Origin of the sequence: Streptomyces sp. NPDC091376, assembly GCF_044757085.1 — a bacterium.
GTDB lineage: Bacteria > Actinomycetota > Actinomycetes > Streptomycetales > Streptomycetaceae > Streptomyces > Streptomyces pratisoli.
Genome location: NZ_JBIVUF010000021.1, coordinates 26,395 through 49,663 on the forward strand (window position 1 = coordinate 26,395; position 23,269 = coordinate 49,663).

Below are 23,269 nucleotides of genomic sequence, written 5' to 3' on the forward strand. Positions count from 1 at the left end.
CCACTCTGGAGCCAGTATTCTCGTAGAACAAGCGAGACTTCTTTGAAGGATTCGCTTAGCATTGCTTACATGTTGAACCTGGAGCGCCTGCGGACCCTCGACGCGCTGGCCCGGCACGGTTCGGTCAGCGCCGCGGCGGACGGGCTGCATGTCACCACCTCGGCCGTGTCCCAGCAGATGGCGAAGCTGGAGCGTGAGGTGGGCCAGCAGCTGCTGGCCAAGTACGGGCGCGGGGTGCGGCTCACCGATGCCGGACGACTGCTCGCCGACCATGCCGCGCGCATCCTCTCCCAGGTGGAGCTGGCCCAGGCCGATATCGAGGCGCAGCGCGGACAGGTCGTCGGTGAGGTGCGGGTCGGGGCGTTCCCGACGGCCGCGCGCGGTCTCTTCCCCGCGGCTCTCGCGGCCCTTCGGGCCGACCATCCCGAACTGCGCGTGCGCACCAGCGAGCTGGAGCCCGAGCACGCCGTACGCCATGTCATCCGGGGCGACCTGGATCTGGCCGTCGCGCTGGACTGGAGCAACAAGCGGCTGCCGGTGCCGGGCGGGCTGGCGCGGGAACAGCTCATGGACGACGCGGCCGACGTGGCGATGCCGGCGGACCACCCGCTCGCGGGCCGCGCCGAGGTGGACCTCGAGGACTTCGCGAACGACGAGTGGGTGTCCTGGCCCGAGGGCGAATTCTGCTACGAGTGGCTGATGTTCACCCTGCGCGCGAAGGGGATCGAGCCGCGCATCGCCCACATGGCGGGCGAGCACCACACCCAGCTGGCCCTGATCGCGGCGGGATTCGGGGTCTGTGTGACGCCGCGGCTGGGACGGGGGCCGGTGCCGGACGGCGTCAGGCTCGTCCCCGTACGGCAGAAGACGCTCCGGCACATCTACGCGATCTGGCGCACCGATGCCGACAGGCGGCCGTCGATCCGCGCGGCCGTGGGTGCGCTGCGGGTCGCGGCGGCGTCCGCCTGACGCGCGCTGGGCGTCGGCGGCCCATGACGGCGCTCCGCGTCGGCACCCCCGGACCGGCGCGCTCGGACGGCAGCCGGGTTCAGAGGTCGCCGAGTTTGCGGAAGTCCCACGACGCGATCGCGTCCGGCGTCAGCCGCACCCATGCGTGGCGGCCGTCGTGCGGCATCGTGTCCAGGCCGAAGTTCTTGCCGGCGAACAGACGCTCGGGCGCCTCGAGTTCCGGGCAGGGCTCGCCGGTCCGCGGGGACTCGCCGACGAAGACCGCCGTGCCGGACAGCTCCACGCCACGCAGCTCGCCGTAGTCCTCGCCGGCGTCCACCACCACCGCGATCCGCGCATCGCGGCTCAGTTCCGCCCAGCGGCGGCTGCGGGTGATCGAGTAGAGCCACAGGGACGTTCCGTCCCAGACGAACCAGAGGGCGCTGACATGCGGCCGCCCGTCGGCCGACACCGTCGCCACCCGGCAGGTGCGCTGCTCGGCGAGGAACGTGTCCAGTTCCTCCGGCGCCATCATGATCCGGCGGCCCCGGCGCTGAGTGACGGCCATCCGAGGCCCCCTCCCGATAGGTGACTAGGTGTCAGAAATCATGAGGGCTCTTCCCTCGTGACGCAATGGCGGTTAGCGTCGCGCGCCCGGTCACCCCGTGACACGCATCGACGAGAGGGGCGCAGCGATGCCCTCGTACGAACAGCTGGTGCAGCAGCTCGACCCGGCCGGCACGGTCCTGCTGACCGTCGAGTGCCAGCAGGGTGTCGTCGGCAGGGACAGCGCCCTGCCGGAACTCGCCGCGCAGGCACGGTCGTCCGGGGCGCTGGAGAATGTGGGGCGGCTCGTCGCCGTCGCCCACGAGACCGGTGTGCAGGTCATGCACGCGGTGGCGGAGCGCCGCCCCGACGGACGTGGCGCCAACCACAACGCCCGCCTCTTCAGGGCGGCCGCGCGGCTGCCCGTGCAGCAGCACTCCGGCAGCAAGGCGGTCCGCATCGCCGAGCCGATCGAGGTCGCGGACGAGGACATCGTCGTCCGCAGAATGCACGGCCTGTCGCCGATCGCGGGCACGGACGTCGACGCGCTCCTGCGCAATCTGGGCTGCCGCACCCTGGTCATCACGGGTGTCTCGGCCAATGTGGCGATACCGAACACCGTCTTCGACGCCGTCAACCTCGGTTACACCGCGGTCGTTCCCGCGGACGCGATCGCGGGGGTGCCCCCCGAGTACACCCCCGCGATGATCAGGAACACGCTCGCTCTCGTCGCCACCATCACCGCCACGGACGACGTGCTCGCGTGCTGGAAGGGCCCGCGCCGAGCCGCGCGGTCGTGAAGGGGCCGGGGACGCGATCCGGTCCGGCCCGGTCGGCTCCGGTCCGATCCCGTACGGTCCGATCCCGTACGGTCCGATCCCGTACGGTCCGGCTCGGTCCGGCCCGGCCCGACGCGGTCAAGCGCGGCCCGGCACCGCACGATCAAGCGAGCTTGATCGAGTCGCCCTCGACGACGATCGACGTGGCCGACAGCGGCGACGTCGCCGGTCCGCCCTTCACACTGCCGTCCGTCGCGTCGAACATGCTGTTGTGGCACGCGCAGTTGATCATGCCGTCGGAGACGTCCTTGACCGCGCAGCCCTGATGGGGGCACTTCGACGAGAATGCCTTGAACTCACCGGCCTTCGGCTGGGTCACCACGACATCGCCGAAGACCTTGCCGCCACCCTCCGGGACGTCCGCGGTGCTGCCGAGGACCTTGCCGCCGGCTCCGCCCGTCGTTCCGCCGGTGCTCCCACCGGTCGACCCACCGGTGGACCCGCCTGTCGTACCGCCTGTCGTGCCGCCGTCCGCCGGCGTCTCCGCCACGCTGCCCGAGCTGTCCGATCCACCGCACGCCGTCAGCGCCACGGCGAGTCCGGCGCCGCCCGCCGCCGTGAAGACGGTGCGGCGCGCCACGGCGCGCGCCGGTCCCTGCGTTCCCGTCATGCCGGCTCCCTCTTTCCACGGTCGGCCCCCGTCCTGGGCCGCTCGTGTTGTTCTACGGGACCCGGCGCCACCACGTTCAACGGCCACGCCGGAAAGCCACGAAGTAATCGACCTCGTTCCCCGGCGTCCTCAAGGCCGACGATCACCCGTACGGACGTCATGCACGCCCGGCCGCGGGCTGTTGACCGGCGGCTCCCGGCAGCCCCGAGCGGCTGCTTCCGGCTGGCCGATCTGACCAGGCAATGTGGGCATCATGCCTGGTCAAGCGGGTTGGCGAGAATCAGTTGACCCATGGCAACCCGGCCTATGTTCATGATCGCGGGGCCTGGCTACCGTCGATCCACCGACCGCTGGTCGCCACAAGCCAGGAGGAGGGAGCGACATGATCGCCCAGGTGGTTCTGTTCGACGGATTCGACCCGTTGGACGCCGTCGCACCGTACGAGGTGCTGTCCGCAAGCGGAATGGTCACCCGGAACGGCGTAGAGGTGGAGTTCGTCTCCGCGGAGGGTCCGCGCGAGGTGCCCAGCGGACTCGGTGGACTGTCCCTGCGCGCCACGGCCGCCCTACGACCGCAGCACGCGGACCTGGTGGTGGTGCCCGGCGCGCTCGGGAGGCTGCCCGACGGGAACGAGCCGGCCGAGGACAGCATCCCCGCCGTCCTCGCACGCACGCTCGACACCCCGCTGCCCGCCCTGCTCAAGGAGTCCCTGGACCGGCCGGGGTTGACCGTGGCCACCGTCTGCGGTGGTTCACTCGTGCTGGCGATGGCGGGACTCATCGAGGGCCGCCCCGCCACGACCCACCACCTGGGCAGGGAACTGCTCGGGGCGACCGGAACCGTCGCGGTGGACGCCCGCGTGGTCGACGACGGCGACCTGGTGACCGGCGCGAGCGTGACCTCGGGCCTGGACGTGGCGCTCTACCTGCTGGAGCGCGAGCTCGGCCCGCGCGTGGCCCACGCGGTGGAGAAGCTCATCGCCTACGAACGTCGTGGCACGGTGTGGCGCGCGACCGGCGCCGAGCCGACGGTGGAGGTCTGAACATGGCCACGAACACCGTCGAGGGCACCTGGAACCTGGTCATCGCGACGCCGATCGGCAAGCAGCGCGTCGTCCTCGTCCTGACCGCCGAGCAGGGCGCACTGTCGGGTGTCGCGCGCGACGAGCGGCACGGCCTGGAGAGCGCCCTCACCGCCCTCACCCAGGAGGGCGAGCGCCTGACCTGGGCCCAGTCGGTCACCAAGCCGATGCGACTGAACCTGACCTTCGACGTCACCGTCGACGGCGACCGGATGACCGGCAAGGCGACGGCCGGCCGACTGCCCTCCTCCACCGTCACCGGGCACCGTGCCACGACGGACCCGCCGGTGTGACCCACCGTGGGGCCGGACTCCCGCCCCGGAGCGAATCAGGGGGTTCCGGGACGTGCCGTGGGCTGCGGCCGGGCGGCGGTGCTCGGCGGAGTCCAGGCGCAGGCCAGTGATCCGCCGATGAGTCCGGAGAGCAGACCGAGCAGAAGACCCCCGAGGTTGGCGACGGGGAAGGAGACGAGGGCGAGGAGGAGGGCCGCCGCCCCGGCGAAGACACGTACCTCCTGGTGGAACCAGAGGGTGAGGCCCAGGACGATGAGCAGGACCCCGATGATCAGGGACCCTGCCCCGGCCGAGGTGGAGAGGGCCAGAGGAATGCCTGCCAGGCTGAGGTTCACGTAGGCGAAGTAGATGATGGGCACCCCGGCCGCGAGGGTGAAGAGGCCCGCCCAGAAGGGGCGTTCCCCTCTCCAGGTCCTGAATCCCCGCAGGGCTTCGGCGCATCTGCGGCGCAGTCCGGGGAGGGCGCCGGACGGTTGCGGACGGGCGCCGGACGGTTCCTTGATCATGCTGGTCTTCCCTGTGGTGGAGCGGGACGGGCGGGACGTACGGCGAGTTGCTACGGAGCGTCCGCCCCGGCACCGGTGGACGAGGTCAGAAACACTCGTGAAGGCCCTGCTTCAGCCTCAGCTCGAGGTCGGGGGCGCTGAGGGTGGCGGCAGAGACCGCGACCGCCCGGTACTGCACGTCGGTGAGGACGACCTCCTCGGCCTGCTGGGCGATGCCGTCGGGGTTGAAGAAGGGCGACTTACGGTCGCCTCGGTTGATCTCCCCCTCCGTGAGCGAGCCCGCCGCGATGCCGATGTCGAGGTCGGAGAGCGATGCCTGATCGGCTTCGAGGGTCGTCGCGTCGACATAGAAGTCCTTCGCCACCGCCTGGCCGCCCTGCTCCGCGGCTGTGAGCCTGAGCGTGTAGGGGCCGAGGACGGGAACCGGGACCACCACGGACTGGCAGAGTGCGTCGATCTTCACGTGCTTGGCTCCGGTGACCACGACCGGCACGAGGTCACCCTTCCTGGTCCTGTCGACCATGCCGTAGATGCTCAGTCCCCGGGCGGCCAGCCTGTCGGCGGAGAGCTTGAACTTCTGGCCGGAGATGAGGAACGACGCGGCTAGAGCCCCCTGCGCCATGGTGAGACCAAGGGCCGCGGTGACCAGCAGGCTCGGCACCATGACGAGTGCGAAGCGCCTCCAGCGGGTCCTGCCGCTGTTCTGCGACATCCCGTTCCTCTCTCGTAAGTTGTCAGCCGTACAGCCGAGCCCTGCGCCGTCGGGCAGGCTCGCCTGTCAGGTGAGGCGCGGACCGTGCCGATCGCGAGAGGTGATCCCCGGTGCTGCACACGAGCCTGCTGTGCACGGAAGCTGTCGGCACGTCAGCAGACGCAAGCGGGTGACCGGCACATCCTCATCGGCCCGAGGCCGCGCGGGAGCCTCGGGCCGTGCATGTGTGAGGGGGCGTCGCATGCCCTGGATCGTGAACCGATCCCGGCGGACGGCCTGGGGAGATGCCGACGGAGGTCACAGCGACGCGTCACGACACGCCCGCGCGTGAGGGCGGCATCGAGCGGTTCCAGAAGACGGCGATCCGGCGGTGACCGCGGGACCGCCCGCGTCTCAGTGTGCGGGTTCGGCCAGGAGCAGGGTGTTGAGGGTGGCGTAGTCGAATCCGCCCCGCAGCGTGTCCGTCGTGCCCTGGGACAGCAGTTCGTGGGCGGCGCGCCGGACCAGTCCGTACGCCGCCTCGGCGATGGAGGACCCCGCGCTGATGCGGGCGACTCCCGTCCCGGCGAGCTCGGACGCGGGCAGCGCACCGGGGCCGGTCAGGACGTTCACCGGCAGGGGCGAGGAGTCCACGAGCGTCTCGACCGTCCGGGCGTCCAGCGTGCCGAGAACGAAGATGCCGTCCGCGCCGGCCTCCGCGTATGCGCGGCCGCGGGCCAGCGTCTCGTCCAGCCACGCCGCGCGGTCACCGGGCGGCAGTCGGTGCGTGTCGATGCGGGCGTTGATGAACAGCGGGATGCCCGCCTCGTCCGCGGCCCTGCGGGCGGCTGCGATCCGTTCGGCCTGCTCGGCGACGGGACGCAGGGTGTCCTCGAGGTTGATGCCGACGGCGCCGGCCGCCAGGACGCCTCGTACGGTCTCGGCCACGCCGGCCGGGTCGGTCGCGTAGCCGCGCTCGATGTCCGCGGTGACCGGTGCGTCGACGGCGGCCGTGATCCTGGCGATCGCGCGCAGTGCCTGGTCGCGGCCGAGATGGTCGCCGTCGCCGTACCCGAGTGACCACGCGACCCCGGCGCTGGTGGTCGCGACCGCGCGGGCGCCTGCCTCCGCCACCACGCGCGCGGACGCCGCGTCCCACGCGTTGGGAAGGATCAGCGGACTGCCCGGCACATGCAGAGCGCGGAACGTCTGTGCCTTGTCAAGAAGTGTCGCCATGAGCGGTATTGCACCACGAGCACCCGAGAAGCCCTGCTACGGGAGCGGGTACCCGCTGCTGTCCGGCTCGCGCGCCGTGTCCGGACGCGGACGCGGGCGCGGAAGCCGACGTTCCACCGGACAGGGACCCGCGGTGATGACGGCTTGTTTCAGCTTGTGGGATGGCCGGGTCCCGGCTTGGCTTAGAGGTGTAGACCAATGCTAGCTTGATGCCGCACTGCGCTCGGACCGTCACATTCCGTGAGGTGAATTCCCGTGTCCCCATCGCGCCGTCAGCGTGATGCCGTTCCGGCCTATCTGCGCATCTCCGCACACCTTGAGGGTGAGATCGCGGCAGGCCGTATGCCCTCGCACACCAAGCTGCCTCCCGAGCGGATACTCACCGCCCGGTTCAGCGTGAACAGGTACACCGTCAGAGCCGCTCTTCAACGCCTGCGGGACAAAGGTCTCGTGGTGACGGACCGCCGGGGCACGTACGTGGCCGGGGCCGCCGCCGCGTCAGGACCGGAGTCCGGCGCGCAGGTCACCCGCGCGGCGTTCACGGAGGCGGAGCAGGCCGTGCCGGTCTTCCCCGTCGATGTCGCCGACTGTCTGATCCAGGGGCGTCTGTTCAGCGCACCGGTTTCCGCGGCCATGGCCGGTGTGCTCGGCATCGCGCCCGCCCGGGCAGCTCTGGTGCACCACCAGCGCGCCGTCACCGTCTCCGGCGAGCCGATGCACGAGGCCGTCACCCGCTTCACGCCCATGGCCGTGATGGAGGTCCCGGAACTCTCCCGCTACCTGTCCCGGCTGCCGGTCACCGACCCCGATCTGCGGCTGTTCCATCAATGGATCATCCGTGCCGGATTCCGTCCGGCCGTCAGAGAGACGATCACGCTCACCCGCCACGACACGCAGCCCGGGTCCGCGACCAGCCCTGAGCTGACCGTACGCCGGTACCTGCGTGACCAGCGGGGCCGTCTGCTCGCCGTCACCGACCTGACGTTCCACCATGCCTGGCAGCAGATCACCCTCGACTACACCGATCCCGTCGCCAGCACCCACTGCGTGCAGGCAGCACCGCCCTGCTGATCCCGCGGACGAGCGCGATGTGCTCTCAGCGGAGGGCTGACTCAGGCGTGGCCCGTGCTCAGGAGGTCAGGAGGTCAGGAGGTCAGGGCCACGTTGACGACGGTGCCTGTGCGACGGGCGTGTCCCGCGGCGCGCCGATCCGGCTCGTGCAGGATCGCTCACAGGGCATTCCCTTCGAACTCTGCGTACGGCCCTTCGGGAGTGGTCGACCGTGGACGGGGTACTGCTTCCCTCGCCAGGCCCATGGACCATACTGGTCGGGCTCCGATCACCCACAGAACGACTCCATGGCCAAGAACAGCAGCTCCTCGACCACCGTCCCCGACACCGTGTGGCTGGGGCGCGGGCGCCACCTCGGGCCCGAGCCCGAGCAGGACGTCCGGCGCAACCTGATCGCTCTCACGTCGGCCGGGGTGCTCGACGACTTCCGGGACCTCGACCCCGTCGAGGCCGCCCGCTCCACCGTCCTGTACCCGCGCGACGAGTCCGCGGACCCCGGCCCGGCGGCCCGCCGCCTCTTCGAGGCCCGCTGGCGCGTGGCCGACGACGTCACGGTGCGGGCACAGCTGACCACGTACGACGCCGAGGCCCGCCGCAAGGACAGCGAGGGCGTCACCTGGGTCCTCGCGGCGAAGGCGGAGCGGGCGTGGGCCGCGCACTGGCCCTCGCCCGCCACCATGTTCTGGCCCGACAGCGACCGGGTCGCGTGGGATCACGACACCGTGCCGGGCGTGCGCCTGCGGACGACGAACCACCTGCCGAAGGACGACGACGAGCTGCGCCGGCGGCTGCGCGACTGCGCCCGGGACAGCTGGTTCATCCATGTCGTGGTGCACGAGGCGATGACGCCCGACGCGAGGGGCCAGCAGCCGGTCTCGGCGTTCCTGCCGCCGAGCCTGCGGCACAGGGTGGTCGAGCACCGGGGCACGCCCGAGCAAGCACAGATCGTCGACTACGCGATGAAGCGGGAGCTGAGCGTCCGGATGCCGCGCGGCGGCGCGGTCGTCCTGCCCACGGCGCCTCAGGGCCCGGGATACGACGCGGACCGCTTCACGGTGCGCAGTGTCTTCCTGGACGGCTCGGAACCGACCGAACTGATCGACAGGGTGAAGGAGTTCGCCGCACTGCCGCGGCCGCTGCCGGCCGACGCCGAGCGAGCCCTGACGAGGCTGCGCCAGGGCTGGCACCTGCTCACCCCGGACGAGGAGCTGGCCCACGCCCTGGGCATGGTCACCAAGTACGCCGAGGCGCTCGACGCCATGACGAACTCCCGTGACCTGTACCGAGAGGCGGCCGAGGCGGCGCAGGCCGCGCTGGCCGAGGTGACCGGAGGCGACGGCGTGCCCCGGCCCGCCGTGCCGGGCCAGGCCAAGGCGGACGGCTCGCCGCTGAGCGCCCTCACGAAGGCGTTCGGCCGCTTCCGGGACCCGCAGAAGTAGCACGGCACGGTGTGGTGCCACCCTTCGCACGACCGTGCCCGAGCCCGGTCGGGAGTGCGATCGGGCCTGCACGCCGGCATGATCGCGAAGGCGCACCGTGCCACCGCGTCGCGTCCCTTGCCGAGCGGGGCGCCGAGGGCCGACGCGCAGCGTGACGACCGCTGCGCCCGCCGGCCTCGGCCGACGGGCGGGCGAACGCGGCTGCCACGTATCCCGAGGGACCCGGTCAGACGGTCTTGATCGCCGGGTCGGAAACGCCCGGAGCCCCCGTTTCCACGTGGCCGGCGAAACGGCGCAGGAAGGTCGTGTCCACGTCGGAGACGACCTTGACGTCGTACCAGCGGCCCGTGGCGAGCAGGTTCACCGTGTGGGAGACGGTGGCGCCGGGGTTGACCCTGAAGGTCTGGGCGGTGCCGCCGTAGGCGTTGGACACGGTGAGGTTGACCGCGGTCGTGCCGGGGTTGGTCAGGGTCAGGGCCAGGTTGCCGTTGGAGACGACGTGGCGGGCCGTGACTTCGGGCCCGGCCTGCATCGTGGGACCTTTCCAGGTGCGCAGGAAGCCGTTGGGGCCCCACACGGTGAGGTTGATCTGGTTGCCGGTGGCGGCGCTGGTGCTCCAGGTGTCGGAGAGCGTCTTGCCCGCCTCGACGGTGTAGGGCCAGGGGCCGTCCGTGCGGTTGCCGGAGGTGATGTGGAAGTGGGCGCCGAGGGCGGGTCCGCTGGAGAAGGTCAGGGTGAACTTGCCCGTGGTGACGTTGCGCGTCCCGTCGGCGTAGGGGCTGTAGCCGAGGGGCCGGGTCGGCTTGGAGCCGGATTCCTGCTTCGGCAAGGTGCCCGTGGCCGGCGTCACCGGATGGTAGGACGGGTGGCGGTCGTGGTCCGGCGGGACGTAGCCGGCGGTCGACGGGAGCGCGGCGGGGGAGGCGTCCGCCCGGCTGAAGTCGAAGGCAGAGGTCAGGTCACCGCACACCGCGCGGCGCCACGGGGAGATGTTGGGCTCCTGCACCCCGAAGCGCTTCTCCATGAAGCGGATGACCGAGGTGTGGTCGAAGGTCTCGGAGCAGACGTAGCCGCCCTTGCTCCAGGGGGAGACCACGATCATCGGGACGCGCGGGCCGAGGCCGTAGGGTCCGGCCGCGAAGCCGCTGCCACCGGGGTACAGGTCCTTCGAGACGTCCGCCGTCGACAGGCCCCACGCGGCGGATGCCGGCGGATACGGGGGAACGACGTGGTCGAAGAAGCCGTCGTTCTCGTCGTAGGTGATGAAGAGCGCCGTCTTCGCCCATACCGCGGGGTTGGAGGTCAGCGCGTTCAGGACCTGGGAGATGTACCAGGCGCCGAAGTTCACGGGCCAGTTCGGGTGCTCGCTGAAGGCCTCCGGTGCGGCGATCCACGAGACCTGCGGCAGACTGCCGCTCGCCACATCGGCGCGCAGGCGGTCGAAGTAGCCGCCGCCCGCCTTGACGTCGGTGCCGGTGCGGGCCTTCTCGTACAGTGGGCTGCCGGGCTGGGCATTGCGGTAACTGTTGAAGTACAGCAGCGAGTTGTCACCGTAGTTGCCGCGGAAGGCGTCGTTGATCCAGCCCCAGGACCCGGCGGCGTTGAGGCCGTCGCCTATGTCCTGGTAGACCTTCCACGACACTCCGGCGGCCTCCAGGCGCTCGGGGTACGTCTTCCAGCCGTACCCGGCCTCCTTGTTGTCGAGGACCGGGCCGCCTCCGGTGCCGTCGTTGCCGGTATGGCCGGACCACATGTAGTAGCGGTTCGGGTCCGTGGCGCCGATGAAGGAGCAATGGTAGGCGTCGCACACGGTGAAGGCATCCGCGAGGGCGTAGTGGAAGGGGATGTCCTTCCGGCTCATGTACGCCATGGTCGTTGCGGTCTTGGCCGGCACCCACTTGTTGTACTTACCGTTGTTGTACGCCTGGTGGCCCCCGGCCCAGTCGTGGTTGAGCCCCTCGACGAACTGCAGGCCCAAGTTGGTGACCTGCGGGTTGAAGGGGAGGATGTCCTTCGTTCCGTTGGACTGGTAGAAGACCGACTTGCCGTTGTCCTGGAGGACCGGCCGCGGGTCACCGAAGCCCCGTACGCCCTTCATCGCCCCGAAGTACTGGTCGAACGACCGGTTCTCCTGCATGAGGACGACGATGTGCTCGACGTCCTGGATCGTGCCGCTGGACACTTCGGCCCGGATGGCGGCGGCCCGCGCGATGCTCTCGTTCAGCATCGCGGCAGCGGCGGTACCCCCGGCGATCTGCAGGAACCTGCGGCGATTGAGTTCTGTCATGGAGTGATGACCTCTCCGGGTGAGGGGGGAGTCGAGGGGTGCCCCAAGGACAGCCGCACCGGGCGAATGGACGGCGGTCCCTGTCTGATACGCGGCCGTACAGCCGGAGAACGGAACGCTGTTCCGCCCGGCGCCACCGTTGATGCCCACCGCGGCCATGGGCAGCCGGAGAGCGCTCCGGCCCGGTGGAGATGATGGGTCACCACCACGGGGCGGTCAACGGACGAGCGCTCAACCGCACAGATACGCACACACTGCTGACGGCTGATGGGCACTCGGCAGCGAGGGGCGCGTGAACGATCGCCGCGGAGCCTGACTCCGGCCCGTGTCGGCGACCGGATCCCCTTCGGCCGAGCGCCCTGTGATCACTGCAGTTCACGCGCCGGTGGGCTGCTCTCTCGTGTCCCGGCCGGGCGGTGGTCCCCGAGGCTGTCGAGGTCCTACGGTGTGCGGGCGAGGCTGACGGTGCTTCCGTCGGCCACCGCCGTGGACGGCGTTCCCTTGCCGGCCGCGAGGACGATGCGGAAGTCGGCCTCCGTCCCGGTGCGTGCCGCCTTGAACGCGCCGTTGTCGGTGGACAGTTCCGCGCTGTTCGGCCGGAGCGGCCCGGGGTTCGCTCCGGCACCGGTCAGTCGCCAGGGAGCCCGCCCGCATGACCGGGTGACATGCTGGCAGAGGTCACAGCGCCCTTTCATGCGGGACACTCTCGGCAGCCGTCGGCGTAGCCGGTGCGAGCGGTGGGCTGTGGTCGGGTCGGGCGTGAACTCGGCTGCGGTGCGGTGGAGATGGCGCCTCGCTGGTCGCAACGGTGGAGGTGGCGGGTGCCGTTGGTGATGAGCTTCTGGCGGAGCGGGAGTCGGCTGCCCGGGCGAGCTGCAGGATGACGCCTCCGAGCCTGGCGCGCACTGTGGAACGCGGGGCGGCCGGGGCAGCCGGCTTCGCGTAGGCGCACGAGGTCGGCCACTGCGAGCCGCGGCGCAGCCGCTGGGGAATGACGCACGTATCCCGCGCCGCGCCGGGCGTGGACGTTGCCGCCGTGTCAACAGGCGTCCGATTTGCCTAATATTTACTGTTTGACTTCATTCCGTCCTCGCGCTTAGGCTGGGGCCGCGTTGGTGCAAACAGGGACGACTTGCGCATGCGCCGCCATTCGGATGGATGTGCGGCCGTCTCGGAGCCAGTCGGGGATCGCGACCGATCGAGATCGCGGCCCGAACGGCCAAGCGGCAGTCTCGGGTTTGGGTTACAGAGCACCAGACATGGGCCGCGAATCAATCTCTCGCGCAAGCTCTCGTGCAGCGCGTTGAGTTCCGCGGCTTCCGGGCCTGCGAGAAGATCTTCGTCATCCCCGGAAAGGGGAGCATCATGCATACGAGCGTGTCCAGGGTCAGCCGTCTGCTCGCCGTTCTGTTCGCCACGATCGCCCTCGCCTTCGCGAGCGCCGGCGCCGCCAGTGCGCAGAGCTGGGCCTCATGGGACCACGGGTCCAGCTACTCGTCCAACGGCTACGACCACGGTGGTGGTTACGGCGACGATGACGATGACGATGACGACGACTACGACGACGACAACGGGTGGTGATGCGGACAACTGCCGCCCATAGCCCGTCGGCGTAGAGCGGCTCCGCCCAGTCTGTCGATCTCCGGGCAGTCACTCGAAGTGACTGCCCGGAGAGCCGTCTCAGCTGACGACGGCGTCGTGGAGTCCCCTGGATGCTCCGGAAGGACGGCCGAGCGCAGCCGGATCGTGGAGCAGCCGATGCAGCGGACCGTGCAGGTCTGTACCGCAACTCTTCACGCCCGTGGCAGGCGCGCCGAGTGTCCTCCCTGGCACGGGGTACACGGCAGGAACGGCAATGGCGGTCTGCCGTGAAGTGGCGCCGCAGTCCTGTCCCGAGGGGGTCGTCAGCGTGATGGTTCCACAGTTCGCGTACACCGGGCCTGCTGTCATCGGCGGGGTGCCTTTTGATCGCGTGCAACTGGCGGAAAGCCCGCCCGGCGAGGGCGGTCCCGCCTGGGCGGGAGCCACGACGTTCAGACAGGAGGAGGCACCCGAAGGGTTCACGCCCCGAATGGCTGTCGACTCACCGATGGTCGTCGGCTTGCCCGACGGCCGTACAGGTGAGGCACTCGTCGTCAACATCCACTTCAACGGCCAGGGCTGGACGATGGAGTTGATCGGGTCGGGCCCTGTGCCTCAGTAGTCCCCGCTCGCTCCGCCCCGCTGCTCCGGGACTCTTCTCTCCCGGCCCGTGCATGGGGCAGCTCGGGCGGTGGCAGGGGAATCCGTCCGGGAATCCGTCCCCGGATGCAGGCGGTGCTTGGCTTGTCCGTGGATTGGCAGGGAGGCCACCCGTATAACCTGGGGAAATGCTGACAGAGGTCACAGCGACCCGCTACGTCACGCCCCTGCGTGAAGGCGGCTCGCTCCCGGGCATCGTCGAGGCCGACGATCTCGGTACGTACGTCATGAAGTTCACCGGGGCGGGGCAGGGCCGGAAGACGCTGGTCGCCGAGGTCATCTGCGGGCAGCTCGGGCGGCGGCTGGGACTTCGGGTCCCCGATCTCGTGCAGATCCAGCTCGACCCGGTCATCGGGCTCTCGGAGCCCGACCAGGAGGTGCAGGAGCTGCTCAAGGCCAGCGGCGGCCTCAACCTCGGCATGGACTTCCTGCCCGGCTCGATCGGCTTCGACCCGCTCGCGTACGAGGTGGACTCCGCGGAGGCGGGCCGGGTGGTCTGGTTCGACGCGCTCATCAACAACGTCGACCGCTCCTGGCGCAACCCCAACATGCTCGTCTGGCACGGCGACCTGTGGCTGATCGACCACGGCGCCACCATGATCTGGCACCACAACTGGCCCGGCGCGCAGGCGTCGGCCGCGAAGCCGTACGACGCCTCCGACCACGCCCTGGCGCCGTTCCGGCCCGACATCGCCGCGGCCGCCGCCGAGCTGGCGCCGCTCGTCACCGAAGACCTGCTGACCGAGGTCGCCACGGACGTCCCGGACGAGTGGCTCGTCGACGAGCCCGGCTTCGACTCCACGGACGCGCTCCGCCGCGCCTATGTGGATGCCCTGCTGCCGCGTGCGGCGGACATCCACGAACGGATCACGCTGAGCGCGCCCTCCCGGACCCGGCCCTCGCAGGCGCCCGGCTGGCTGACCGACCACCTCGCCCCCTGGCCGCACCCGACCAAGAAGGGCGGGGACCAGTGAGCGACCGCGACGTCTTCGAGTACGCCCTGCTGCGGGTCGTCCCGCGCGTCGAGCGCGGTGAGTGCTTCAACGCGGGCGTGGTGGTCTACTGCCGCGCCAGGTCCTTCGTGGCCGCCCGTACCCATCTGGACGAGGCGAAGCTGAGGGTGCTGGATCCGGAGGCCGACATCACCGGTGTACGGGCGGCGCTCCACGCGGTGGAGGGTGTCTGCCGGGGCGGCGACGACGCCGGCCAGGCGGCCCGGGACGACGCGGGCCGGCGTTTCCGCTGGCTGATCGCCCCGCGCTCCACGGTCGTCCAGCCCGGACCCGTGCACACCGGACTGACCGCCGATCCGGAGGCCGAGGTCGAGCGGCTGCTCGACCTGTTGGTGCGCTGACTGTCGGTGCGCTGACGGCGGCGCGCCGGCGGGTGCTCACCTCCGGGGCGAGCGCCCCGGAGGTGAACCGGGCCTCAGAACGACGGGTGCACGTTGACACCGGGTGCCAGGGCTTCTAGCGTCTCGTCTGCTGAAGGTACTAAGCGGTCGCTCACCCCTGGCGGGGTGGAGCCGACGGGCGGTGCCGGGCGAGCCGTATCCAAGGGATCCGAGGACGAGGAGAACCAACCATGTCCACCACAGAGCAGCGCGTCGCGATCGTGACGGGAGCGGCGCGCGGCATCGGTGCCGCGACCGCCCTGCGCCTTGCGGCCGAGGGCCGTGCCGTCGCCGTACTCGACCTCGACGAGGCGGCCTGCAAGGACACCGTTGAGAAGATCACCTCGGCCGGCGGACAGGCCATCGCCGTCGGCTGCGACGTCTCGGACTCCGCCCAGGTCGAGGCCGCCGTGGCGCGTGTCGCCGCCGAGCTCGGCGCGCCGACGATCCTCGTCAACAACGCGGGCGTGCTCCGCGACAACCTGCTCTTCAAGATGAGCGAGTCCGACTGGGACATCGTGATGAACGTGCACCTCAAGGGCGCGTTCCTGATGGCCAAGGCCTGTCAGAAGCACATGGTGGACGCGGGCTTCGGCCGGATCGTCTCGCTCTCCTCGAGCTCCGCCCTCGGCAATCGCGGCCAGGCGAACTACTCCGCCGTCAAGGCGGGCCTGCAGGGCTTCACCAAGACCCTCGCCAAGGAACTCGGCAAGTTCGGCGTCACCGCCAACGCCGTCGCGCCCGGCTTCATCGTCACCGAGATGACCGCGCAGACCGCCGCCCGTGTCGGCATGGGCTTCGAGGAGTTCCAGGCCGCCGCCGCCACCCAGATCCCCGTGCAGCGGGTCGGCAGGCCCGAGGACGTGGCCAACGCCATCGCCTTCTTCACGGGGGACGACGCCGGCTTCATCTCCGGCCAGGTCATGTACGTGGCCGGCGGCCCGCTCAACTGATCGGGAGGGGACCGACATGACCGCACAGGAGCAGGAGCTTCCCCCGCTGTCGGGCAAGGTGGCCCTGGTGACGGGTGGCAGCCGCGGCATCGGCTACGGCGTCGCGCAGGCCTTCGTGGCGCGCGGCGACCGGGTCTGCATCACCGGACGCGGCGAGGAGGCGCTCAAGGAGGCCGTCGAGACCCTCGGCGCCGACCGGGTGATCGCCGTCGCGGGCAAGGCCCACGACGAGGCACATCAGGCGATCGCCGTCGAGCGCACCATGGAGGCGTTCGGCCGCGTCGACTTCCTCGTCAACAACGCCGGCACCAACCCGGTCTTCGGCCCCATGGCCGAGCTGGACCTCAACGTGGCCCGCAAGGTCTACGAGACGAACGTGATCTCGGCGCTCGGCTTCGCCCAGCAGACCTGGAAGGCCTGGCAGAAGGAGAACGGCGGTGCGATCGTGAACATCGCGTCCGTCGCCGGCGTCTCCGCGTCGCCCTTCATCGGGGCGTACGGCATGAGCAAGGCCGCGATGGTCAACCTGACCCTGCAGCTGGCGCACGAATTCGCGCCGGTCGTCCGGGTCAACGCGATCGCGCCCGCCGTGATCAAGACCAAATTCGCCGAGGCGCTCTACGAGGGCCGCGAGGCCGAGGCGGCGGCCGCCTATCCGCTGGGCCGGCTCGGCGTTCCGTCGGACGTCGGAGGAACGGCGGCGTTTCTCACCTCCGACCAATCCGACTGGATCACGGGGCAGACACTTGTCGTCGACGGCGGTATTTTCCTGAATGCCGGAGTCCACTGAGCCGGTTTGTGCCTGAATGGCTCAGGATTTACTCAAGTGCCCCACCGGACCTCCGCGTTGATCCGGTGGGGCACTGCGGTATGGTTCGCCGACCCATGGCTGAACGAGGAGCGTGCACGTGTTCAACCGGACGATGCTGCAGGCGGCTGCAGCCCTTGCGTCCATATCCCTGGTGGCGGGATGCAGTCTGTTTTCGGACGACGACGTCGATGGGGCGCAGCAGATAGTGGTCGGTACGACGAGTGCACCCAGCACACTCGATCCGGCCGCCGCGTGGGACGGCTCCTGGGAGCTGTACCGGAATGTCTTCCAGACCCTTCTGAGCTTCCCCACCGGAAGCACCAGCCCGCAGCCGGATGCGGCGGAGGGGTGCAAGTTCACCGACCCTACCAATACGGCTTTCCAGTGCAAACTTCGTGAAGGCCTGACATTCTCCAACGGTCATCCCCTGGACGCGGCCGCTGTCAAGCACTCCATCGACCGTATTCAGAAGATCGATGTCGTCGGCGGTCCCAACGGGCTGCTCGGGTCGCTTCGCGATGTGGAGAAGGAGGACGACCGGACCGTCACCTTCCATCTGACCAAGCCGGACGCCACCTTCCCGTTCATACTCGCCACGCCGGCCATGTCCCTCGTCGACCCTGCCGAGTATCCGGCGGCCAAGCTCCGTGAGGACGGCAAGGTCACCGGCTCCGGCCCGTACACCCTCCAGTCGTACCAGGAGGGCCAGCAGGCGGAGCTGAAGAAGAACACCCGGTACAACGGCTTCGCCGACCGCAAGAACGACGGCGTGACCATCCGCTACTTCAAGGAATCCGAAGCGATGGTGGCGGCGCTCAAGCGGAAGGAGATCGACGCCACCTACCGCGGTCTCACCGCCGAGGAGGTCGTCGACCTCCAGGCGAAGAAGAAGGCGAACGAGGGCCTCCAGCTCGTCGAGACCACCGGCGCCGACATCCGCTACCTGGTGTTCAACCCGAAGGACCCGTCCGTCAGCAAGCTCCCGGTCCGGCAGGCGATCGCCCAGGTCGTCGACCGCGGCGCGCTGGTCGCCAAGGTGTACCAGGGCACCGCCGAGCCGCTGTACTCGATGGTCCCCAAGGGCATCGCCGGCCACACGACCGGCTTCTTCGACAAGTACGGCGAGCCGGACGTCCCCAAGGCGCGCGAGATTCTCAAGGACGCGGGGATCGACACTCCCGTCCAGCTGACGTTCTGGTTCACCACCGACCGGTACGGCTCGTCGACGGCTCCGGAGTTCGCGGAGCTGAAGCGCCAGCTGGAAGAGTCGGACCTGTTCAAGGTCACGCTCCAGAGCAAGCCCTGGAAGGAGTTCCAGGAGGGGTACAAGACCGGTCAGTACCCCGTCTTCGGGCGAGGCTGGTTCCCGGACTTCCCCGACCCGGACAACTTCATCGCGCCCTTCGTCGGCAAGAACAACGTGCTGGGCACCCCGTACGAAAGCCCGGAGATCACCCAGCAGCTGCTGCCGCTGACGAGGCAGAAGAGCGACCGCGGGGCGGTGTCGAAGGAGTTCCAGCGGGCCCAGTCGATCCTCGTGGACGACGTGCGGCTGCTGCCCCTGTGGCAGGGCAAGCTCTACGTCGCGTCGAGCGAGGAGATCGCGGGCGGCGAGCGGGCCCTGGATCCCCAGACGGTCATGCAGATGTGGGAGCTGCACCGGCAGACCAGCTGGTAGCGGCGGCCGCCTCCGCGTGCGGCGGCCGGCCGGAGTGATTGTCAGTGGCCGCAGGTAGGTTCTGTGGTCGAGAACTGATCGCACACCGGAGGTTGTTGACGTGACCGACACCGACATGCTGCCCGAGTCCTGGCGCGGCGTCCTCGGCGAAGAGCTCCAGAAGCCGTACTTCAAGGAGCTCGTCGACTTCGTCGAGGACGAGCGCGCCAGGGGGCCGGTGTACCCGCCCCGCGAGGAGGTCTTCGCGGCGCTGGACGCCACGCCCTACGACCGGGTGAAGGTGCTGGTCCTCGGCCAGGATCCGTACCACGGTGAAGGACAGGGCCACGGGCTCTGCTTCTCGGTGCGCCCCGGCGTCAAGACCCCGCCCTCCCTGCGGAACATCTACAAGGAGATGCAGGAGGAGCTGGGCCTTCCGGTGCCGGACAACGGCTATCTGATGCCGTGGGCCCAGCAGGGTGTCCTCCTGCTCAACGCGGTGCTGACGGTCCGGTCGGGCGAGGCCAACTCCCACAAGGGCAAGGGCTGGGAGAAGTTCACCGACGCGGTGATCAGCGCCGTGGCGACGCGGCCCGACCCGGCGGTCTTCGTCCTGTGGGGCAATTACGCGCAGAAGAAGCTGCCGCTGATCGACGAGACGCGGCATGTCGTGGTGAAGGGCGCCCACCCCTCTCCGCTGTCCGCGAAGAAGTTCTTCGGCTCCCGCCCGTTCACCCGGATCAACGAAGCGGTGGCGGCTCAGGGGCATGACGCCGTCGACTGGCGCATCCCCGACCTGGGCTGACGATGTGGCGCACCTGGCTGACAGGTTCGGGCCCGTGCCCGAGCCTGTGCCGGAATGCCGCCCACGACGGTTAGCGTCGGGCCGACGCAGGTCACAGCCGGGAGGGCCGTAGTGGTGGAGCAGCAGGAGGCGTCCGAGGACGCGCTCATGACCAGGATCGGGCAGGCGATCATGCTGCTCCACGGCGGCGACCGTGAGGAGGCACGCAACCGTTTCGCCGAGCTGTGGGCGCAGATCGGGGAGGACGGTGATCCCCTGCACCGCTGCACCCTCGCCCACTATCTGGCGGACACCCAGGACGACCCCGGCGACGAGCTCGCCTGGGACCTGCGGGCGCTGGCGGCGGCGGAGGCGCTGACGGACGAGCGGCTGGCGCAGCACGACGCCGCTGTGGCCGTGCGCGGCCTGTATCCGTCGCTCCATCTGAATCTCGCCGCGGACTATGTGAAGCTCCAGCGGCCCGAGGCCGCGCGCGTCCATCTGGATCGTGCGCGGGCGGCCTCGGGCGCTCTCGGGGACGACGGTTACGGCGACGGGGTGCGCGCGGCGATCGACCGCCTGGACCGGCGGCTGTCCGAGCAGTGACGCGGGCCCGGAGGGTGGTTCAGACGCCCGTCGCGCCGTCGATGCGCTCCCTGAGCAGATCGGCGTGCCCGTTGTGCCGGGCGTACTCCTCGATCATGTGGACGTAGATCCAGCGCAGACTGAACTGCCGGTCGTGACGCTTCGCGGCGGACACGTCGTCCAGGGACCTCGGCGCGGACAGCTCGCGGGCGTGTGCGATCTCTGCCTGCCACGCGCTGTTCGCGGCCTCCCAGGTGTCGTCGGCGGACAGATGGAACTCCCCGTCGGGGTCGTCCTCGCTGAAGTAGAGCGGTGGGGCGTGCTCCGCCGCGAGGACCACGCGGAACCAGGTCCGCTCGACGTCGGCCATGTGCCGTACCAGCCCGAGCAGGCTGAGCTCCGACGGCGGGGCCGATGCCTGCCTCAGCTGTTCGTCGTCGAGCCCGGCGCACTTCTGGGCGAGGGTCTCGCGGTGGAATTCGAGCCAGCCCTCCAGCGTCTCCCGCTCGCCGGCGGTGGTGGGCGGGTAGGTCCGTTCGGTTGTGGTCATGCCTCACATCCTCGGCGACGCGCGCTCCTTGCCGCCAGACGATTCACGGACGGACCGCACCATGGTGATCGCCGGCCGGGCCACCATGACGGGCCACAGGGCCCTGCGGAGCGGCGCAGCGGCCGGCTCCCGTCCGCAACACCCTCGTCGCGGCCGTCTCCCGGCTCGGACCCGGCCTCGTGCTGCGCGGCTTCGACGGCATCGCCGACCGGCGCCCGCCCCGGCACACGTATGCTGCCGGAACGGCGCGGACGACGACGCCGCGATCACCTGACAGGGAGGCCCACGTGAAGGTCGGCTGCATCGGGCTCGGAGACATCGCGCAGAAGGCCTATCTGCCGGTGCTCACCACCCGGCCGGGCGTCGAGCTGCATCTGCACACCCGGACGACCGCCACGCTGGACCGGGTCGCCGCGGCTCACCACATCCCGGGCGACCGCTGCCACACCACGCTGGACTCGCTGCTCGCCCAGGGGCTGGCCGCCGCCTTCGTGCACGCCCCCACCACCGTCCACCCCGAGCTGGTCACCCGGCTCCTGGAGGCCGGCGTCCCGACGTACGTCGACAAGCCGATCGCCTACGAACTCGCCGACTCACAGCGCCTGGTGGAGCTGTCCGAGCGGACGGGCACCAGCCTCGCAGTCGGCTTCAACCGCCGCTTCGCCCCCGGTTACGCGCAGTGCCTGGAGCATCCGCGCGAGCTGATCCTCATGCGCAAGAACCGGGTCGGACTCCCCGAAGACCCCCGCACCCTCGTCCTCGACGACTTCATCCACGTCGTCGACACCCTGCGCTTCCTGCTCCCCGGTCCGGTCGAGCACACCGATGTACGGGCCCGGGTCCGCGACGGTCTCATGCACCACGTCGTGCTCCAGCTGTCCGGCGACGGATTCACCGCCATCGGCATGATGAACAGGCTGAACGGCTCGACCGAGGAGATCCTCGAAGTGTCCGGACAGGACACCAAGCGGGAGGTCGTCAACCTCGCGGAGGTCATCGACCACAAGGGCCAGCCGAGCGTACGGCGGCGCGGTGACTGGGTACCGGTGGCACGCCAGCGCGGCATCGAAGCGGCCGTGCTCGCCTTCCTCGACGCCGTACGCGCCGACAAGTTCCTCAGCGCCCAGGACGCACTGGCGACCCATGAACTGTGTGAGCGGGTGGTGCGGGAGGCTCTGGAGCAGGCCTCCTGAGGGCGCGCAGCCCCTCGGCCGCGCACAGCACGGCCAGCACCGCCAGCGCGCCGTACACCGCCCAGTCGCCGGACCGTACGTACGGCGTCGTGCCACGGGCGAGCGGGATGTCGTAGACGGCCGCGGTACTCGCGTCCGTACCGAGCCGGCCGCCGACCCGCTCACCCTCCGGCCCGTACACCGCGCTCACACCCGTCAGCGTGGCGTGCACCATCGGCCGGCCCGTCTCCGCCGCCCGCAGCGCCGCCAGCGAGGCGTGCTGCTCGGGCGCCCAGCTGTTCTGGAACGTCGAGGTCGCGGACTGCGCCACGAGAAGCTGGGCGCCGCTCCGGGCGAGCCTCCTGCTCATGTCGGGGAACGCGGACTCGAAGCACACCAGCGGACCCATCCGCAGCCCGGCGCGGTCCTTCCCGCCGGGCAGCACCATGACGACCTGGCGGCTGCCGCGCATCCGGTCCTCGCCCGCCGCCTTGCCCACCGACGTGGCCCAGCCGAGCACGGCACGCGCCGGTACGTACTCGCCGAACGGCACCAGCCGCATCTTGTCGTAGCGGTCCCCGGTCGGACCGTCCGGACCCACGAGGACGCTGCTCTTGAAGATCCCGGGCCGGTCCGAGCGCCGGGCGTCCACGTTGACCAGGACGTCGGCGCCCACCTCACGCGACAGGGCGGCGAGCCGTGCCGCGAGATCCGGCCGCGTGACGAGATCCGCGCCGACGCTGCTCTCGCCCCACACCACGAGGTCCGGCCGCTGCCCGGCCAACTGCCGGGTCAGCTCCTCACCGCGCGCGAAGCGCCGCTCCGCACCGCCGACGCCGTTGATGACTCCGGGCTGTACGACGGCGACCCGGATCACCTGGCCCGCCCGCTCCGGCCGCGGCGACCACAGCCACACCGCACCCGCGGCCACCGCACAGGCGCAGCCGCCCGCGACCGCGGGGACACGCGCCGAGGGCACGGCGAGCAGGACGGTCACCGCCGTGTTCACCGCGACGACCAGCAGGCTCACCAGCCACACCCCGCCCACCGAGGCGAGCCGCAGTGCCGGGGAGACCTGCCACTGGCTCGCGCCGAGCAGCCCCCATGGGCCGCCCAACCCCTCCCAGGACCTGACGAGTTCGACCATCAGCCAGCCCGACGGCACAGCGGCGAGCGCGGCGGTCGCGCGCGCCGCCGACGGCGTTCCGCCCAGCAGCGAACGGACCAGCCACCCCCAGGGTGCCCAGAGCAGCGCGAGCAGCGCCGCCACGACGACGAGGAAGACATGGAGGTTCGGCAGCAGCCAGTGATGCACGGCGATCATGAATCCGGTCCCGCCGAGCCAGCCGTCGAGGGCGGCCCGCCGGCCCGTGGGAGCCGTACGGATCAGCAGCAGCCACGGCACGAGCGCGAGGTAGGCGAACCACCACAGCCCGGGATCGGGGAAGGCGAGCGCGGGCAGCGCACCGGCCGTCACCGCGGCCGCGCCACGCCACCACGGGGACGACGACAGCCTGGTCGGCCACTCCCGCCGGCCCACCGGAATCCGCATGCGGCGCCTCCCCGAGAGCAGTGT

25 protein-coding genes are annotated in these 23,269 nt (G+C 70.4%); 16 read left to right on the forward strand and 9 right to left on the reverse strand.

What is annotated here, in order from left to right; genetic code table 11:
- The first annotated feature begins 69 nt into the window (after positions 1 to 69).
- Positions 70 to 969 (forward strand): LysR family transcriptional regulator, encoded by a 900-nt coding sequence (locus ACIQMR_RS32450; RefSeq protein WP_401394933.1) that lies wholly within the window; start codon positions 70 to 72, stop codon positions 967 to 969.
- Between the two features lie 79 nt (positions 970 to 1,048).
- On the opposite strand, the gene ACIQMR_RS32455 is transcribed toward ACIQMR_RS32450, so the two are convergent.
- On the reverse strand, positions 1,049 to 1,516 hold the full coding sequence (locus ACIQMR_RS32455; protein ID WP_401394936.1) for a pyridoxamine 5'-phosphate oxidase family protein: 468 nt from the start codon (positions 1,514 to 1,516) through the stop codon (positions 1,049 to 1,051).
- A gap of 127 nt (positions 1,517 to 1,643) precedes the next feature.
- Here ACIQMR_RS32455 and ACIQMR_RS32460 point away from each other — a divergent pair, with 127 nt between their 5' ends.
- Positions 1,644 to 2,294 (forward strand): cysteine hydrolase, encoded by a 651-nt coding sequence (locus ACIQMR_RS32460; RefSeq protein WP_401394939.1) that lies wholly within the window; start codon positions 1,644 to 1,646, stop codon positions 2,292 to 2,294.
- 142 nt (positions 2,295 to 2,436) lie between these two features.
- Here ACIQMR_RS32460 and ACIQMR_RS32465 read toward each other — a convergent pair whose 3' ends face one another.
- Positions 2,437 to 2,943 carry a Rieske (2Fe-2S) protein gene (locus ACIQMR_RS32465; protein ID WP_401394942.1) on the reverse strand — a complete coding sequence of 169 codons (507 nt, stop codon included), beginning with the start codon at positions 2,941 to 2,943 and terminating at the stop codon, positions 2,437 to 2,439.
- 382 nt (positions 2,944 to 3,325) lie between these two features.
- Here ACIQMR_RS32465 and ACIQMR_RS32470 point away from each other — a divergent pair, with 382 nt between their 5' ends.
- Together ACIQMR_RS32470 and ACIQMR_RS32475 are read left to right on the forward strand one after the other, a co-directional pair.
- Entirely contained in the window at positions 3,326 to 3,985 is a 660-nt protein-coding gene (locus ACIQMR_RS32470) for a DJ-1/PfpI family protein (RefSeq protein WP_401394944.1), read from the forward strand.
- 2 nt (positions 3,986 to 3,987) lie between these two features.
- Positions 3,988 to 4,317 carry a hypothetical protein gene (locus ACIQMR_RS32475; protein ID WP_401394947.1) on the forward strand — a complete coding sequence of 110 codons (330 nt, stop codon included), beginning with the start codon at positions 3,988 to 3,990 and terminating at the stop codon, positions 4,315 to 4,317.
- A 35-nt stretch (positions 4,318 to 4,352) separates the two neighbouring features.
- Here the strand turns inward: ACIQMR_RS32475 and ACIQMR_RS32480 are convergent, their stop codons facing one another.
- The 3 genes from ACIQMR_RS32480 to ACIQMR_RS32490 form a co-directional block, all read right to left on the reverse strand.
- A complete protein-coding gene (locus tag ACIQMR_RS32480) occupies positions 4,353 to 4,823 on the reverse strand; it encodes a DUF6114 domain-containing protein (RefSeq protein ID WP_401394950.1) in 471 nt (156 codons plus the stop codon).
- An 85-nt stretch (positions 4,824 to 4,908) separates the two neighbouring features.
- Positions 4,909 to 5,535, reverse strand: a complete 627-nt coding sequence (locus tag ACIQMR_RS32485; RefSeq protein ID WP_401394953.1) for a DUF6230 family protein — start codon at positions 5,533 to 5,535, stop codon at positions 4,909 to 4,911.
- Between the two features lie 393 nt (positions 5,536 to 5,928).
- Positions 5,929 to 6,750 (reverse strand): isocitrate lyase/phosphoenolpyruvate mutase family protein, encoded by an 822-nt coding sequence (locus tag ACIQMR_RS32490; RefSeq protein ID WP_401394956.1) that lies wholly within the window; start codon positions 6,748 to 6,750, stop codon positions 5,929 to 5,931.
- Between the two features lie 255 nt (positions 6,751 to 7,005).
- On the opposite strand from ACIQMR_RS32490, the gene ACIQMR_RS32495 reads away from it, so the two are divergent.
- Both ACIQMR_RS32495 and ACIQMR_RS32500 read left to right on the forward strand, forming a co-directional pair.
- Positions 7,006 to 7,821 (forward strand): GntR family transcriptional regulator, encoded by an 816-nt coding sequence (locus ACIQMR_RS32495; protein WP_401394959.1) that lies wholly within the window; start codon positions 7,006 to 7,008, stop codon positions 7,819 to 7,821.
- Positions 7,822 to 8,108: 287 nt separating this feature from the next.
- Positions 8,109 to 9,260 carry a hypothetical protein gene (locus ACIQMR_RS32500; protein WP_401394962.1) on the forward strand — a complete coding sequence of 384 codons (1,152 nt, stop codon included), beginning with the start codon at positions 8,109 to 8,111 and terminating at the stop codon, positions 9,258 to 9,260.
- A 226-nt stretch (positions 9,261 to 9,486) separates the two neighbouring features.
- On the opposite strand, the gene ACIQMR_RS32505 is transcribed toward ACIQMR_RS32500, so the two are convergent.
- Entirely contained in the window at positions 9,487 to 11,547 is a 2,061-nt protein-coding gene (locus ACIQMR_RS32505; protein WP_401394965.1) for a phosphocholine-specific phospholipase C, read from the reverse strand.
- Between the two features lie 440 nt (positions 11,548 to 11,987).
- Entirely contained in the window at positions 11,988 to 12,242 is a 255-nt protein-coding gene (locus ACIQMR_RS32510) for a hypothetical protein (RefSeq protein WP_401394968.1), read from the reverse strand.
- Between the two features lie 670 nt (positions 12,243 to 12,912).
- Here ACIQMR_RS32510 and ACIQMR_RS32515 point away from each other — a divergent pair.
- The 9 genes from ACIQMR_RS32515 (at position 12,913) to ACIQMR_RS32555 (ending at position 19,992) form a co-directional block, all read left to right on the forward strand.
- Positions 12,913 to 13,128, forward strand: coding sequence for a hypothetical protein (locus ACIQMR_RS32515; protein ID WP_401394971.1), 216 nt, complete (start codon positions 12,913 to 12,915; stop codon positions 13,126 to 13,128).
- Between the two features lie 490 nt (positions 13,129 to 13,618).
- The gene (locus ACIQMR_RS32520) at positions 13,619 to 13,750 is read left to right on the forward strand and encodes a hypothetical protein (protein WP_401394973.1); all 132 of its coding nucleotides are present in this window, start codon (positions 13,619 to 13,621) and stop codon (positions 13,748 to 13,750) included.
- A gap of 166 nt (positions 13,751 to 13,916) precedes the next feature.
- A complete protein-coding gene (locus tag ACIQMR_RS32525; protein WP_401394975.1) occupies positions 13,917 to 14,762 on the forward strand; it encodes a HipA family kinase in 846 nt (281 codons plus the stop codon).
- Complete coding sequence (locus ACIQMR_RS32530; RefSeq protein WP_358663934.1) at positions 14,759 to 15,142, forward strand: DUF3037 domain-containing protein; 384 nt, start codon at positions 14,759 to 14,761, stop codon at positions 15,140 to 15,142. Before ACIQMR_RS32525 ends, ACIQMR_RS32530 begins: the two co-directional genes overlap by 4 nt.
- Positions 15,143 to 15,372: 230 nt before the next feature.
- Positions 15,373 to 16,134 carry a 3-oxoacyl-ACP reductase FabG gene (gene fabG, locus ACIQMR_RS32535; protein WP_401394978.1) on the forward strand — a complete coding sequence of 254 codons (762 nt, stop codon included), beginning with the start codon at positions 15,373 to 15,375 and terminating at the stop codon, positions 16,132 to 16,134.
- 16 nt (positions 16,135 to 16,150) lie between these two features.
- Entirely contained in the window at positions 16,151 to 16,924 is a 774-nt protein-coding gene (locus tag ACIQMR_RS32540) for an SDR family oxidoreductase (RefSeq protein ID WP_401394980.1), read from the forward strand.
- A gap of 118 nt (positions 16,925 to 17,042) precedes the next feature.
- The gene (locus ACIQMR_RS32545; RefSeq protein WP_401394983.1) at positions 17,043 to 18,623 is read left to right on the forward strand and encodes an ABC transporter substrate-binding protein; all 1,581 of its coding nucleotides are present in this window, start codon (positions 17,043 to 17,045) and stop codon (positions 18,621 to 18,623) included.
- Between the two features lie 100 nt (positions 18,624 to 18,723).
- Positions 18,724 to 19,407, forward strand: coding sequence for a uracil-DNA glycosylase (ung, locus tag ACIQMR_RS32550; protein WP_401394985.1), 684 nt, complete (start codon positions 18,724 to 18,726; stop codon positions 19,405 to 19,407).
- Between the two features lie 111 nt (positions 19,408 to 19,518).
- A complete protein-coding gene (locus ACIQMR_RS32555; RefSeq protein WP_266376047.1) occupies positions 19,519 to 19,992 on the forward strand; it encodes a hypothetical protein in 474 nt (157 codons plus the stop codon).
- A gap of 19 nt (positions 19,993 to 20,011) precedes the next feature.
- Here ACIQMR_RS32555 and ACIQMR_RS32560 read toward each other — a convergent pair whose 3' ends face one another.
- Positions 20,012 to 20,521: a DinB family protein gene (locus ACIQMR_RS32560; RefSeq protein WP_401394988.1), complete on the reverse strand. Its 510-nt coding sequence runs from the start codon at positions 20,519 to 20,521 to the stop codon at positions 20,012 to 20,014.
- A gap of 287 nt (positions 20,522 to 20,808) precedes the next feature.
- Between ACIQMR_RS32560 and ACIQMR_RS32565 the strand changes: the two genes are divergently transcribed.
- On the forward strand, positions 20,809 to 21,714 hold the full coding sequence (locus ACIQMR_RS32565) for a Gfo/Idh/MocA family protein (RefSeq protein ID WP_401394991.1): 906 nt from the start codon (positions 20,809 to 20,811) through the stop codon (positions 21,712 to 21,714).
- On the opposite strand, the gene lnt is transcribed toward ACIQMR_RS32565, so the two are convergent.
- Complete coding sequence (lnt, locus tag ACIQMR_RS32570) at positions 21,638 to 23,245, reverse strand: apolipoprotein N-acyltransferase (RefSeq protein WP_401394994.1); 1,608 nt, start codon at positions 23,243 to 23,245, stop codon at positions 21,638 to 21,640. The genes ACIQMR_RS32565 and lnt overlap by 77 nt on opposite strands.
- Positions 23,246 to 23,269: the final 24 nt, after the last annotated feature.